The sequence below is a fragment of the Absiella sp. AM29-15 genome, assembly GCF_003434225.1.
Classification (GTDB): domain Bacteria; phylum Bacillota_I; class Bacilli_A; order Erysipelotrichales; family Erysipelotrichaceae; genus Hoskinsella; species Hoskinsella hominis.
Genome location: NZ_QVFL01000004.1, coordinates 99,537 through 114,490 on the forward strand (window position 1 = coordinate 99,537; position 14,954 = coordinate 114,490).

General features: G+C 34.6%; 10 protein-coding genes. 8 read left to right on the top strand and 2 right to left on the bottom strand.

Features of this window, described 5'->3' with window-relative positions; translation table 11 throughout:
- Positions 1 to 238: 238 nt before the first annotated feature.
- The 4 genes from DW761_RS05625 to DW761_RS05640 all read left to right on the top strand — a co-directional run bounded on the left by DW761_RS05625 (position 239) and on the right by DW761_RS05640 (position 5,281).
- The gene (locus tag DW761_RS05625) at positions 239 to 1,876 is read left to right on the top strand and encodes an AAA family ATPase (RefSeq protein WP_117516728.1); all 1,638 of its coding nucleotides are present in this window, start codon (positions 239 to 241) and stop codon (positions 1,874 to 1,876) included.
- 111 nt (positions 1,877 to 1,987) lie between these two features.
- The gene (locus DW761_RS05630) at positions 1,988 to 3,541 is read left to right on the top strand and encodes an ABC-F family ATP-binding cassette domain-containing protein (protein WP_117516730.1); all 1,554 of its coding nucleotides are present in this window, start codon (positions 1,988 to 1,990) and stop codon (positions 3,539 to 3,541) included.
- Between the two features lie 206 nt (positions 3,542 to 3,747).
- Positions 3,748 to 4,287 (top strand): hypothetical protein, encoded by a 540-nt coding sequence (locus DW761_RS05635; RefSeq protein ID WP_117516732.1) that lies wholly within the window; start codon positions 3,748 to 3,750, stop codon positions 4,285 to 4,287.
- A gap of 64 nt (positions 4,288 to 4,351) precedes the next feature.
- Positions 4,352 to 5,281: a hypothetical protein gene (locus DW761_RS05640; RefSeq protein ID WP_117516734.1), complete on the top strand. Its 930-nt coding sequence runs from the start codon at positions 4,352 to 4,354 to the stop codon at positions 5,279 to 5,281.
- Between the two features lie 111 nt (positions 5,282 to 5,392).
- Here DW761_RS05640 and DW761_RS05645 read toward each other — a convergent pair whose 3' ends face one another.
- Together DW761_RS05645 and plsY are read right to left on the bottom strand one after the other, a co-directional pair.
- Complete coding sequence (locus DW761_RS05645; RefSeq protein WP_117516736.1) at positions 5,393 to 7,234, bottom strand: APC family permease; 1,842 nt, start codon at positions 7,232 to 7,234, stop codon at positions 5,393 to 5,395.
- Between the two features lie 147 nt (positions 7,235 to 7,381).
- Positions 7,382 to 7,993, bottom strand: a complete 612-nt coding sequence (plsY, locus tag DW761_RS05650; RefSeq protein WP_117456027.1) for a glycerol-3-phosphate 1-O-acyltransferase PlsY — start codon at positions 7,991 to 7,993, stop codon at positions 7,382 to 7,384.
- 193 nt (positions 7,994 to 8,186) lie between these two features.
- On the opposite strand from plsY, the gene parE reads away from it, so the two are divergent.
- The 4 genes from parE (at position 8,187) to DW761_RS05670 (ending at position 14,953) form a co-directional block, all read left to right on the top strand.
- Positions 8,187 to 10,115: a DNA topoisomerase IV subunit B gene (parE, locus tag DW761_RS05655; protein WP_117456029.1), complete on the top strand. Its 1,929-nt coding sequence runs from the start codon at positions 8,187 to 8,189 to the stop codon at positions 10,113 to 10,115.
- A 3-nt stretch (positions 10,116 to 10,118) separates the two neighbouring features.
- Positions 10,119 to 12,620 (top strand): DNA topoisomerase IV subunit A, encoded by a 2,502-nt coding sequence (gene parC / locus DW761_RS05660; protein WP_117516738.1) that lies wholly within the window; start codon positions 10,119 to 10,121, stop codon positions 12,618 to 12,620.
- Positions 12,621 to 12,843: 223 nt separating this feature from the next.
- Complete coding sequence (locus DW761_RS05665; protein ID WP_117516740.1) at positions 12,844 to 13,803, top strand: Abi family protein; 960 nt, start codon at positions 12,844 to 12,846, stop codon at positions 13,801 to 13,803.
- A gap of 412 nt (positions 13,804 to 14,215) precedes the next feature.
- Positions 14,216 to 14,953 (top strand): EcsC family protein, encoded by a 738-nt coding sequence (locus DW761_RS05670; protein WP_233513044.1) that lies wholly within the window; start codon positions 14,216 to 14,218, stop codon positions 14,951 to 14,953.
- The last annotated feature ends 1 nt before the right edge of the window (position 14,954 follow it).

Consider the following 14,954-nt stretch of genomic DNA (forward strand, 5'->3'; position numbering starts at 1 on the left):
ATCTTGTTGTGGCTTTTGTTTTACTGGAGGATGTAACTTCACAGGTTGTATGGGTTTGATGATTTTGTTCATGTACAGGACCTCTTTTTCTATGTTCAGTATAACAAAAAGCATCAATATATACAATCTATCCGTAAAGCTTTGAAAACTAGTGATAGTGAAATTTAGAATATCGATAGGATAGGAATGAAGTAGATATTATGTTACAATACAAACGTTGAAAGGTGGTGTGTAAGGAATGAAAAAATTACCGATTGGTATAGAAAATTTTAAAGAACTTATCGATAAAGGATATTACTATGTTGACAAAACAATGTGGATAAAAGATGTATTAAGTGAAAAACTAGTATCATATACAAGACCAAGGCGTTTTGGTAAAACACTTAACATGAGTATGTTGTATTATTTTTTCTCTAACAAAGAGAAAGATAATGCTTATCTATTTGATAATTTAGAAATTTATAAAGAACAGGAAATCATGAAACATCAAAATCAATATCCTGTTATTTTCATATCTTTAAAAGATATGATCGAATCAAGCTTTGAAGCACAAATGGATAGTTACGCATCATTAGTTTCTGATATAGTCAAAAAAAATAAAGAGTTATTTGATAGTACACAAATAGATGATGCAGATAAGGATATTTTAAGAAATCTTAAATATAGAAAAGGTCAAATGATTGATTTGAAGGAATCTTTATATCGTATATCACAATGCCTACAACAACATTATTATCAAAAAGTTATTATTCTGATAGATGAATATGATGTTCCTTTACACGCTGCCTATAAAAATGGATATTATGATGAAATGGTAAACTTTTTGAAAACGGTTTTCTCATCAGCCTTAAAGACAAATGATGCTTTAGAAAAAGGGATACTAACAGGATGTTTGAGAATCTCTAAAGAAAGTATCTTCACGGGATTGAATAATTTTAAAACATATTCCATTTTAGATATTAAATCAAGTTGTTATTTTGGATTTACTTATCAAGATATAGAAGCTTTATTAAAGTTTTATAATTTTGAACGATATATTCAAGAAGTAAAGGATTGGTATGATGGCTATTTGTTTGGAGATACTGATATTTTCAATCCTTGGAGTTCCCTAATGTATGTTGATCGAAAACTTCAAAAAGAAAGTTTAAAGCCAATTTCTTTTTGGGCAAATACAAGTGGAAATGATATTGTCATCAATTATATCAAGGATGGAAATCAAACTTTGCATGATGAATTTGAATTATTGATGCAAGGAAAAACACTGGTAAAAGAAATAAAACCAGAACTTACGTATCGTGATATGAATAATATTAATAATATATATAGTTTCCTATTGATGACAGGATATTTAAAAATATATAAAGAAATAAAAACTAATGAAGTTTATGAATTGGTGATTCCAAATAAAGAAGTTTATAAAATTTATGATCAAAGTTTTATGGATTATTTCAATGAAATTAAACATCAATATGTAAATGAATTCATCCAACTTTTAGATGATGAGGAAGTTGAAAAATCGCAATCTATGTTAAATGATATCTTAGATAGAAGTATTAGTTATTATGATAATTATGAAAGCTTTTACCATGGATTTCTTTTAGGATTGTTTCAAGATCTAGATGTTTCCTCGAATAAAGAGGCAGGGGATGGAAGATTTGATATTGAAATATTACCTAGAAGACTTGATGGAACGGTAATCATCATTGAATGTAAACATTCAGCTACATTAGATGAATTGATGAGCGATAGTCAAAAAGCCGCAAAACAAATGAAGGATAAACGCTATCTTTTAAATCCAAAGTATCAAAAATATAAAAAAAGTGTTGGCTATGGCATATCATTTTTCAAGAAGCAATGCATCATAACAAAAGCATAATGTTTCAGACGTTTAGAAATAAGCGTCTTTTTTTGTGGAATTGCACATTTCAAATTGTGCTGAAAGATTGGGTATGATATACTTGTCTATGCAAATCTTGGAGGGATTTTTATGAGTATTTTAAATGTACAAAACGTATCACACAGCTTTGGTGGAAGACAAATATTAGAGAATGTATCTTTTCGTTTATTAAATGGAGAACATGTTGGATTGATTGGTGCCAATGGTGAGGGAAAGTCTACTTTTTTAAATATCATCACAGGGAAATTAGCACCTGAAGAAGGCAAGGTAGAATGGTGTAATCGTATTACAACTGGATATCTTGATCAGCATACTTCTCTTGAAAAAGGCAAGAGCATTAAAGAAGTATTACAGGATGCTTTCCATCACTTGTTTGATTTAGAAAAAGAAATGATGGATATGTATGAAAAGATGGGCAATTGTAGTGAGGAAGAAATGGATCATCTGATGAAAGAAGTTGGAGAGATTCAGGATATCTTAGATCACAATGGTTTCTATATGATTGATGCAAAAATCAATGAAGTCGCAAAAGGATTAGGTCTGTTAGATATTGGTTTAGATAAAGATGTGACACAATTATCTGGAGGACAGCGTTCTAAAGTATTGTTAAGTAAGCTGTTGTTGGAAAATCCAATGATTTTGATTTTGGATGAGCCTACTAACTATTTGGATGAAGAACATATCCGTTGGCTGACAACATTTTTAAGTGAATATCAAAATGCATTTATTCTAGTATCCCATGATATTCCATTCTTAAACGCTGTTACCAACGTGATTTATCATGTGGAAAACTGTATCTTAACACGTTATGCGGGGGACTATCATTATTTTGAGGAACAATATGCAATGAAAAAGCGTCAGCAGGAAGCAGCCTATAACAAACAGCAAAAAGAAATTGAAGATTTAGAAGATTTCATTGCCCGCAATAAGGCTCGTGTAGCAACGCGAAACATGGCTCATTCCAGGCAGAAAAAACTGGATAAAATGGATCTCATCAGTAAACCTAAAACCAAAATCAAACCAGTATTTGAATTTATGGAAGCAAGAACGCCGGGCCGTGTGATCTTTGAAGTAAAGGATCTGGTTATTGGATATGATGATCCCTTAACAACACCTTTTCATATGGAATTACAACGTAATAAAAAGATTGCAATCAAAGGGGTTAATGGTCTGGGTAAGACAACATTATTAAAAACACTGCTTGGTATGATTCCATCATTATCCGGTCATGTTGAAGTCGATCCATTTGTGGAAATTGGATTCTTTGAACAAGAAGAACACGGCAATACCAAAACAGCGCTTCAACATTTCTGGGATCACTTTCCAGGACTTACCAATGGAGAAGTACGAGCTGCTCTGGCAAAATGTGGATTGACAACGGATCATATCGAATCAGGCATGTGTGTATTAAGTGGTGGGGAACAGGCAAAAGTACGTTTGGCACTCATCATGAATAAACCTTGTAATGTTCTGGTTCTAGATGAGCCAACCAACCACCTGGATGTGGATGCGAAAGAAGAATTACAGCGTGCATTAAAAGCATACCATGGAACGATTATTCTAGTATCCCACGATCCTGATTTCTATATGGATATTGTAGATGAAGTCATCAATCTGGAAGATTACACCACAAAAGTTTTATAAAATATGGTAGTTACACGATTCATATAAATATGAATATATCAATTTTTAAGTAAATGGCAGGTATTTTATCTGCCATTTTTACATATGATGGTAAAAGTTCTCCTCAAAAAGAGATATTTTGCATTGGTAAATAAAGATAATCACATTTTACAATGCTTTCTTTACATTCTTATGATACAATATTACTAGATACGAGGCGATAAACAATGGACTTAACGTTACAACTGAACGCACGACTACGTCCTAACGATCGAGGGGACTTATACGAAAACAGGTTAGATGAGTATTTAAAAAAAGAGGGTATCGGGGAATGCATTGGTGGAGGAACCATGCAGTTAGCAAGTGGGGAAATTGAATATTGTGACGTCAATGTTTCCATTGAGGATTCTTATACAGCATTAGATACCATACAAAAGATTTTAAAAGAAATTGGTGTACCAAAAGGATCCTTATTGTATAATGATGAGGTATACCTGCCAGTTGGTGATTTAGAGGGAATGGCAATTTATTTAAATGGTGTGGATTTACCAGATAATGTCTATGATCAATGTGATATCAATCAGGTTATCTCAGATATCAATATCAGAATCGAAAATGTTGGATCTTTCTACAGTTATTGGGAAGGGCCTATGGAAACTGCATTATATTTCTATGGATCTTCTTTCTATAATATGAGAAAACAGATTCAGGTGTTTGTGAAGCATCATCCACTCTGTCAGAAATGCAGAATTGAACAAATTGCGTAAAGATATGTCTTGTTAGATATATCTTTTTTTCTAACGCATATACTTATTCTGGAGGGTAATACTTATGCAAAATGAATTTGGATTACACAAGGAATCAAAGCATCCTTATTTTGAAGGATGGTATATCAAAGGTATGCAAGAGGATATCATCTTTTCCATCATTATCGGGATACAATATCAAAGCTCACAAACATTAGCATTTATTCAGTTTATGGATACAATACATCAAACATCTGTATATGAGGTGTATGAAGAACCACAATTATACGTACAATCTAATCCATTCATGTTAAAACTGAAAGATACAATACTTACTGAAGACAGTTTACATCTTTGTATGGAAAGTATGCAGGCTGATCTTGTATTCGATGAGAAAACAGCGCTGACTTCTAGTCGATATATGCCAACAATCATGGGTCCGTTTGCGTATCTGCCTATGCAATGTTATCATGCAGTCATATCACTTCATCATCAGATCAGTGGCAGATTGACCATGAGGGAGAAGTCTTATGATATCAATGGCATTGGTTATATTGAAAAAGATCGGGGAACTTCCTTTCCTTCTAAATATATATGGTTTCAGGCAAATCATACAGACAGGAATACAGGGCTGTTTTTATCCATTGCGGATATTCCACTTAAGCCAATATCATTTACTGGGATCATTGCGGTTTTATATGTAAATGATAAACAATATCGTTTTGCTAGTTATCTGGGTGCACATATCCAACAGATGAAATTCATACAAAAAGATGAAGTACATGTGGATATCATAATTAAACAAAGACAATTATGCCTGAAACTTCATTTGATTCAAAAAGATATCTGTGAACTGCATGCACCTTATGAAGGGGATATGCATATCAAAATAGGCGAAAGTTTAAATAGTGTAGGACATGTCATATTTTCTATTGGAAAGAATGTCATCTATGAAGATACCTTTATGCATGCAGGATTAGAAATCGTGGGATATCCGATAGAGCAGGCAGGGTAAATAGTAATACAGATTTCTTATTTTGAGATGCCATCAAGCAAAAAGTGAAACCTGATATTTACACATATCCAAAAAAAGGCTATGGTAGCCTTTTTACTGTCAAGTTGATACTCATTCATGAAGAACATAGGGAACACTGATGATGGATACATTTCGCATATAAGATAACTTGTGTTTCAATAACAGCGATGTTTGATTATGCAGAATATTTTTCTGTACATGGGTCACAACAAACTGTGGGATAATGATGGTGAGTGTCTGTTGTGGCAATAAATGCTTTGCTTCTTCCTCAATATGATGTAACAAGGTTTCATTGATGTTACGATAAGGTGCCTGTTCACAACATAAAGGAATATCGAGTTGTAAACATCCATATTTATGCTGCAGCTTTTGTGTGGCATATGCATCCACATCCACATGATAGATTTCCATATTATCACAATGTAGGGTATATGCATAATTGACAGCTTTAATGAAGGAACGGTTAATGGAATCAACTGGTAAGATGATTCTTGTAGGAATAGGTTGTTTTCGAATCAGCGAATCATTAATTTCTGTGATATCTAAATCATGTTTTACCTGTTCATAATGCTGGTGGATCTTTCTCATAACGAAAACGAAAACAGGAATACACAACAAGACGATCCAAGCACCATGAAAGAATTTACTTGCCGCAATAATCATACAGGTAATAGCAGTAATAATTGTGCCTAAGCCATTGATAAAAGCTTTGTGTTTCCATTTTCCTTCTTTGGTTTTTAACCAGCGAACAAACATACCAGCCTGTGATAAAGTAAAAGATAAAAAGACACCGACTGCATATAAAGGCATTAAGTGGTGAGTATTGGCATGAAAAATCATAACCAAGGAAGCTGATAACAAAAATAACATGATGATACCGTTAGAAAAGCTTAAACGTGAACCTCTTGCCATAAACTGACGAGGCACATAGCCATCTTTTGCCAGAATAGAAAATAACAATGGCAGATCTGCAAAAGCAGTATTGGCAGCCATTGTTAAGATAATGGCTGTTGTGGCCTGTACAATATAAAACATTAGGGTATCATTTCCAAAGACATGGGAAGATATCTGTGCAATCGCTGTTACATTTTCATTAGGAACCACATGATACATAGTCGCAAGAAAACATACGCCCACAAAGATCATAAATACAATACACGCTAATAGTGTCAATACGCGTTTGGCATTCTTTTGGGCAGGTGCTTTAAAATTAGGAATTCCATCACTGACAGCTTCCACACCTGTTAAAGCAGTACAGCCACTGGAGAATGCTTTCAAAAATAATACAAGTGTCAAATCCTGCGTTGGCTGATGTAAATCGGCAGAAACAGGTGGTATTTCTTTTAGAACCAATACTTTGATGATACCTGTAATAATCATGATCAGGATAGAAATCATAAACATATACGTTGGTAATCCAAATAAGATACTGGATTCACGCATGCCTCTTAAATTACCAATTGCAAGTAAGCTGACCATCACGAAAGCAATTAATGTCTTATATGGTAAAAGTGAAGGGAAGGCAGAGGTAATGGCAGCTGTACCTGCACAAATACTAACAGCGACTGTCAATACATAATCAATTGCCAAAGAAGATGCCGCAACAAGTCCGGCAGTCTTTCCTAAATTTTCACTTGCGACGATATAAGAACCGCCCCCTTGTGGATATGCGGAAATGGTCTGACGATAGGAGAATACCAAAATCATCAGTAAACAGATAATAGCAAAAGCTACTCCCATAAGTGGACGATAAGAAGCAAGTCCAAGAACGGGAATCAATACCATTAAGATTTCCTCACATGCATAAGATACACTTGATATCGCATCACTGGATAATATCGGCAGTCCCCATAAAACACTGAATTTTTCATGATCCAGTTCATCACTTTTGAGTGATCTGCCTAAAACAATACGTTTAATCTTCTGAAACATAAGCAATTTCCTCTCTTTTCTTATCTCTTTCGATTGGATATCATTCTAGTCTTTTTGTAGGTAAAGTCAATAATGGGGAATTGCTCTTAACACAATCTTTACAGAAAGCGGATACAAAAAAAGTGATGCTTTCATTACATCACTTTATTACAGCCAGCTGATTTTATTCTCTGTACCATTTTTAATTTTTACAATATTGCCACGATGACGATAGATAACAAGCACTGTCAACAGCCAACTGGCAAGGATTACTTCAAAACTGATATTGTATTGCATAATCGTAATGTAGATGCTGCTTACAATAGCCGCAACCATACTTGCCAAAGATACCATCTTTCCAAGATATAATACAATCAGAAAGAAAATCAAAGGCACAAGCACATACCATAAATTACCAAATGTAAAAATGGAAGTACTCAATAAAAAACCAAACATGGTGGCTACTGCCTTACCTCCATGAAAGCCAGCAAATACTGGATAACAATGTCCGATGGCAGCCGCAAGTCCTGCCCATATGCTTGCTTCACGATCAAACTGTGCAACAATAGCTACCGCAAGTACAACTTTAAATACATCACACAGAATGACAGAAATACCCGCTTTTTTCCCCAGTACACGACCAGCATTGGTGCCGCCTAAGTTGCCACTGCCAAAATTTCTAACATCTGTTTTATAAAAGACTTTTCCGATGACTAACGCAAAAGGAATACTTCCTAGTAGATAGCCAAGTCCAAGATACCAAATCCAATTTACATCCATACACTTCACCTCATATATATCAACTCCATTATTTTAGCATTATTTTGTCGAATAGGGAAGAAAATCGAGGGAAAACAGTAAAAAGTTAAAAAAATAATCTTCCTTTTTTCAAAATCTAGGGTATAATTTATGGGTTGTCAAATGATACGTAGGATTCATATACGTAAATATAAAAAGTAAGGAGAGTGATTGTATGGCAGAAAAAGCTTACGATGGAAGCAGTATACAGATTCTGGAAGGCCTTGATGCTGTACGTAAAAGACCGGGTATGTATATCGGAAGTACAGATGCAAGGGGACTTCATCACCTGGTGTGGGAGATCGTTGATAACTCTATTGATGAGGCACTCAATGGTCATGGTAATTGTATCCATATCACGATTGAAGAAGGCGGAAGTATCTGCGTAGAAGATGAAGGTCGTGGAATGCCAGTCGATATGCATGCCAGCGGTGTGCCAGCATTACAGGTTATCTTTACTGTACTGCATGCAGGAGGTAAATTCTCTGAAGCCGGTGGATATAAAACTTCCGGTGGTCTGCATGGGGTTGGTGCTAGTGTTGTCAATGCTTTGTGTGAATGGGTAGAAGTAAGTGTTTATCGTGATAATAAGATTTATCAGATGACATTCCATGATGGTGGTAAACGTGTATCCGAGCTGCAAGTGATTGGAAAAACAAACAAGACCGGCAGCAAGGTGCGTTTTATGCCAGATAAGACTATGTTTTCTACGACTAAGTTTTCCTTTCATCAGATTGCGGAACGTGCAAGAGAAGATGCTTTCTTAATCAAAGGTTTAAAACTATGTGTAAAAGATGAACGTAAAGATAAAGAGCGGGAAGAAATCTATCATTATGAAGAAGGTCTTGTGGCATTCATGGATTATTTACATGAAGACAAACAGACATTCCATAAACCAGTATCGTTTTCTGGTGTATCCAATGATATTAAGGTAGATTGTTGTTTCCAGTATACGGATGAATATCAGGAAAATATTTTTAGCTTTGTCAATATCGTACGTACCAAAGATGGTGGTACACATGAAACGGGCGCAAAGAATGCATTCACAAAAGTATTTAATGATTACGCAAGAAGAAATGGTATCTTAAAAGATAAAGATAAGAACTTTGAAGGAAGCGATGTACGTGAAGGACTAACGATTATTTTATCAGTTGGAATTCCTGAACACCTTCTTCAATTTGAAGGCCAGACCAAAGGCAAACTTGGTACTCCGGAAGCAAAACCAGCCGTAGAGGCATTGATTTCAGAAAAATTGAATTTCTTCTTAGAAGAAAATAAAGAACTGGCAATGACATTGATCAAAAAGATGCAGCGCGCAAGTACTGCACGTGAGGCAGCTCGTAAAGCAAGAGAAGATGCCAGAAAAGGCAAAAGCAAAGGCAAAACAGAAAAAATCTTATCTGGAAAACTTGCCAGTGCCCAATCAAAAGATGCCAGAAAAAAAGAATTGTATCTTGTCGAAGGGGATTCTGCCGGCGGTAGTGCAAAACAGGGCCGAGATAGTAAATATCAGGCGATATTGCCACTTCGAGGTAAGGTGTTAAATACCGAAAAAGCAAGTATTACCAATATTGAAAAGAATGAAGAATTAAATACAATCATCCATGCACTCGGTGCTGGTGTTGGCGCAAACTTCCATGCGGAAGATTCCAATTATCACAAAGTCATTATCATGACCGATGCCGATACCGATGGTGCCCATATTCAGATCTTATTACTGACATTCTTTTATCGCTATATGCGTGAATTAATTGAAAAAGGCATGGTATATATTGCACTGCCACCTTTATATAAATTACAAAAGGGAAAAGAAATCGCTTATGCTTGGACAGATGAAGAATTAGACCACTTGCGTAAAACATTCCCAAAAGGCTACAACTTACAGCGTTACAAAGGTTTGGGTGAAATGAATGCCGATCAGTTATGGGATACCACGATGTGTCCTGAAACAAGAACCCTGATTCAGGTCAGCATTGATGATGCTGTAATCGCAGAAAAACGTGTTTCTGTGTTAATGGGAGATAAAGCCAATTTACGTCGTGATTGGATTGAAGAAAATGTATCCTTCACATTAGAAGATGATTATAATCTGGAGGTGAGATAATTCATGAAAAAGAAAATTGAAGAACCAATCGAAACACATGCAAACGTGATTACCTCACCACTTGAAGAAATCATGGGGGATCGATTTGGACGATATTCAAAATACATCATTCAAGAACGTGCCCTTCCAGATGCACGAGATGGTTTAAAACCAGTACAGCGAAGAATTCTATACGCCATGTATGAAGATGGCAACTTGTGGGATAAAGGCTATCGTAAATCCGCAAAGACAGTCGGTTTGGTCATTGGTAATTATCATCCACATGGAGATTCCAGCGTATATGATGCCATGGTACGTATGTCCCAGGAATGGAAAATCCGTTCTCCACAAATCGATATGCAGGGAAACAATGGATCTATCGATGATGACCCTGCTGCTGCCATGCGTTATACCGAAGCAAGACTTGGAAAAATCAGTGAATATCTGTTAAAGGATATTGAGAAAGATACCGTGCAATGGGCACCTAACTTTGACGATACGGCATGGGAACCAACTGTTTTACCAGCACGTTATCCCAATCTGTTAGTCAATGGTATCACAGGTATTGCCGCAGGATATGCGACCAATATTCCACCACATAACTTATGTGAAGCAATTGATGCGACCATCTATCGTATCCAGCATCCAGATTGTTCTTTAGATGATTTGATGCAGTTTGTGAAAGGACCAGATTTTCCAACTGGTGGAATCGTACAGGGAATTGATGGAATCCGTGAAGCATTTAAAACTGGACGTGGAAAAATCATGGTGCGCAGTAAAGTTAGTATTGAACAAGCAAAGACTGTTCAACAGATCGTTGTACATGAAATACCATATGAAGTCGTCAAAAGCAATATGGTGAAGAAGATTGACGATATTCGCTTAAATAAAAAAATCGATGGAATCTTAGATGTTCGTGATGAAAGTGATCGTAAAGGATTGCGCGTGGTTGTGGATATCAAAAAAGATATGGATGCCAATCTGATTTTAAACTACTTATATAAAAACACTGATTTACAGGTATCTTACAACTACAATGTTGTGGCAATTGTCAACAAGCGCCCAGTACAAATGGGTCTGGCGCAAATGCTGGATGCCTTTATTGAACATCGTAATGAAGTTATCTTGAAACGCAGCCGCTATGATTTAGACAAAAAACAGCAGCGCTGTCATATATTAGAGGGATTGATCAAAGCCATCAGCATTCTGGATGAAATTATCGCACTCATTCGCTCATCCAAAGATAAAGCAGATTCTAAACGCAGAATTATAGAAGCTTTCAACTTTACAGAGGAACAGGCAGAAGCTATCGTCACGATGCGCTTATACCGTTTAAGTAATACAGATATCTGTCAATTACAGGAAGAACATGCATCATTATTGAAAGAAATTGCCCAACTGCAAAGTATTCTGAATGATCCAAAAGTTTTAAGAAAAGTTATGATTTCTGAATTAAAAGAAGTCAAAAAAGCGTTTCCAGTAGAACGTCTGACAAAAATTGAAGAAGAAATTGAAGAAATCGTTATTGATAAAGTCGCCATGATCAATAGTGAGCAGGTGATGTTTACCGTATCAAGAGATGGATACTTTAAACGTGTATCTATGCGTAGCTATGGTGCTGCCAATAATGCAATGACAGGTTTAAAAGAGGAAGATCGTTTGGTCGGCTGGGGTGAAGTTAATACATTGGATCATGTGATTTTCTTTACAAACCAGGGGACCTATGGATATACACCGGTTTATGAAGTAGAAGAAGCCAAATGGAAAGATATTGGAAGTCATTTAAATAATACTTTAAAAATATCCAGTGATGAAAAGATCACAGATGCCTATGTCGTTTCAAATTTCAAAACCAATGCCTATATGATTTCTGTAACCAAAAAAGGTTTGATCAAACGTACTAAAGTATCTGATTATGAAGTCAGCCGTAACAACAAAACCATGAGTAATATGAAGCTGTTAGAAGGCGATGAAGTGATTGGCACTTATGTTGCTTACGATGGAGATGAAATCCTTTTAGCTAGTAGAAATGGCTTTGTGACACGCTATCCGATTTCTTTAATTCCTATCACTTCTCCAAGAAGTAAGGGCGTAAAGGCAATGAATCTTGTTAATGATGATATTGCGAGTGCGATTGTACATAGAGAAACTGGCAACCAACTGGTTGTGTTCAGTAATACACTTGCGATGAAACGTTTAAAATTAAGTGATATCGATATTACAGGACGTCCTGTAAAGGGCAATATGATATGTAAGAAAGTAAAATCTAAACCTTATCAAATCGCATACATCGGCATTTATGATATCAATGATGAAATCATCATCAGCAATGATACGTATCATCGTTTCTTTGCGAAAGATATCTCTTTGATGAGTAAAGATGCAACATTCTCTACACCATTCAAACATACAGGTGATTTCTATGTAATGAAGCCACTTAAAAAGCTACAGCAGGTGGAAATGACAAGTGATGATCCATTTGATGAAGAAACAGAAGATTTTGAAGAAGTAAGCTTATTTGAATAATGAAGAACTGCCAAATAATAGGCAGTTTTTTTTCATATATGTTACCTAAAACATTCAAATAAAACGCAAAAAATACACCAAAAATTTAACATAAAGTGAAAATTCATAAAACATTACTTTTATAGCTCTATAAAACAATGTAAAAAAGTCGTTGACATCTATGGGCAAACAGATTATAGTTACACTATTCAAACATAATTAAAAAATAGAAAGAGGCGATTACATGAGTTATGAGAAACAATATGTACCATTTTCAGATTTAATAGAAATGTTGAAAGAGGATAAGAATATCAATGTACATACACTAAAAGAAAAGATATTCAAAGAACGCACGTATGTTTCCATCATCAACCCATATAAAGATTACTTATGCTTGGAAAAAGGTGATGTGCATCGAGTGTATCCTAATAATCTTGACTTTAAATACTTTAAAAAATTCATTGAAATTGATGATTTCATCTCAACACGTTTAAACATTTACATAAAATGTTTCGAACAAGCGTTGACAGCTTATCTTGCGACAACGATGAGTAATAAAATGCTTAAACTTGGAAATGTGCATTGTAACGATTATTCTTTATTTCAAGAACTGTTGAGTGATCAAAAGAATCAATTAGATATGCTGGATATATATCATCGATATCAAAATACAAAGATTGTTAAAGGAAATGATTTGGTCGTGCAAAAGAATCGGGAAGTTGTTGAGAAAATCATCATGTTAGGTCAAAAGAAATTAAATATGAATAATTATTTATATCAACACTATAAGAAAAATCATACGTCAATTCCTATATGGATTGTAATACATCAATTAACACTAGGGGAATTACAAGCAATCTTTAATCTTTTAAAATTAAAAGATAGAGTTGCGTTCGTTAATAATGTGTATCGTCAAAGAAAGAACAATCAATTTGTTAGTACTTTTTCAAATAAGATAAACTATATACGGCTTTTAAGAAACAATATCAACCATTATGAACCCATTATTCCTTTTATCAAAAACCTATCAAGTCTTGAAGAACAGAAAAGATTGATTTCCCTTATAAAATTATTAAAAATAAATTATTATGAATCAACAGTACATGATTGTTCTAAAATTGAAAAACCTGTGGTAGATATATATGCACACCAAAATAATGCACTATCAATTTCCTATATAAAAAAAATAATTAAAATAATATAAAAAATGAGAAACCCCTTCAAAATAGAACGAGTTTCCCTCCTGCTGCCTCTTGGCAACTTCGCATCTATATTGTAGCTGATGACTGTGAGAAAGTCAACCATAAAATGATAAAAATTCACAAAAGTAATGCTTTATACACTTTTGTATATAGCTTTTATTTTTGTATAAAAAATGAGAAGCCTAGTAATTAAACCGAGCTTCCCTCCTGCTGCCTCTTGGCAACTTCGCATCTATATTGTAACTAATGACTATGAAAAAGTCAATCATATAATGCTATGAATTTATATAAGTTTAGTTTTATATACTATAATATATTTTTCAGTTCCATATCTTTTCGATTTATTTCATAGCAGTTGCGTGCTATAATGTAACCACGTGAAAAACGGAGGAGTTCATTCTGAAAACAAAAAAAATTGTAAAAAAATTAAATAAGAAACAAGAACGTTTATTACACAAGCAATCTTTAAGTGATCCAATTCAAAAAAAGATAAGAACATATGTTCCAGTTAAAGCCATGCAGGCATTAGAAACAGCTTTTGAAAAATCATTTGTTGTAATTTTTCAAAAAGGTACACCATGGATAGAAAAGGCAACACATATCAAAGATAAACAAGAACTTGCCCAATATTTTCGTAGTAGTTTTGATTGTGAACAAAATAAACAGAAATTAAAGCGTTTTGATCAAAATGCAAGAAAAACGAGTTATCAACATGCGACATTTACACAAGTAAAAAGCAGTGTTTTGGGATTATTTGGCATAGGAATACCAGATATTCCATTATATCTTGCGACTTTATTATCTGGTATTTATCAAATCGCAACAATATATGGCTATGACATTCATGAAGAAAAGGAACAGGCATATGTGCTATTACTCATATGTGCGATGTATGATGAAGAAGAAAAACGTGAAGAATGGAAAAATATGATGGATGCTATGGAACATGGACAAAAATTAAAATATTCCATAAGCGAGTTGATGGAATATGCTTCTCATGCTTTATCATATAGTGAACTTCAAGCAAAGTTTCTACAGGGGATTCCAATAGCAGGAATTGCTGGTGCCTTTATGAGCACCTCTACGCAAAATCGTATTCTTACATTCGCAAGAACGTCTTATAAAAAACGGTTATTACATCAAGGAAGATAGG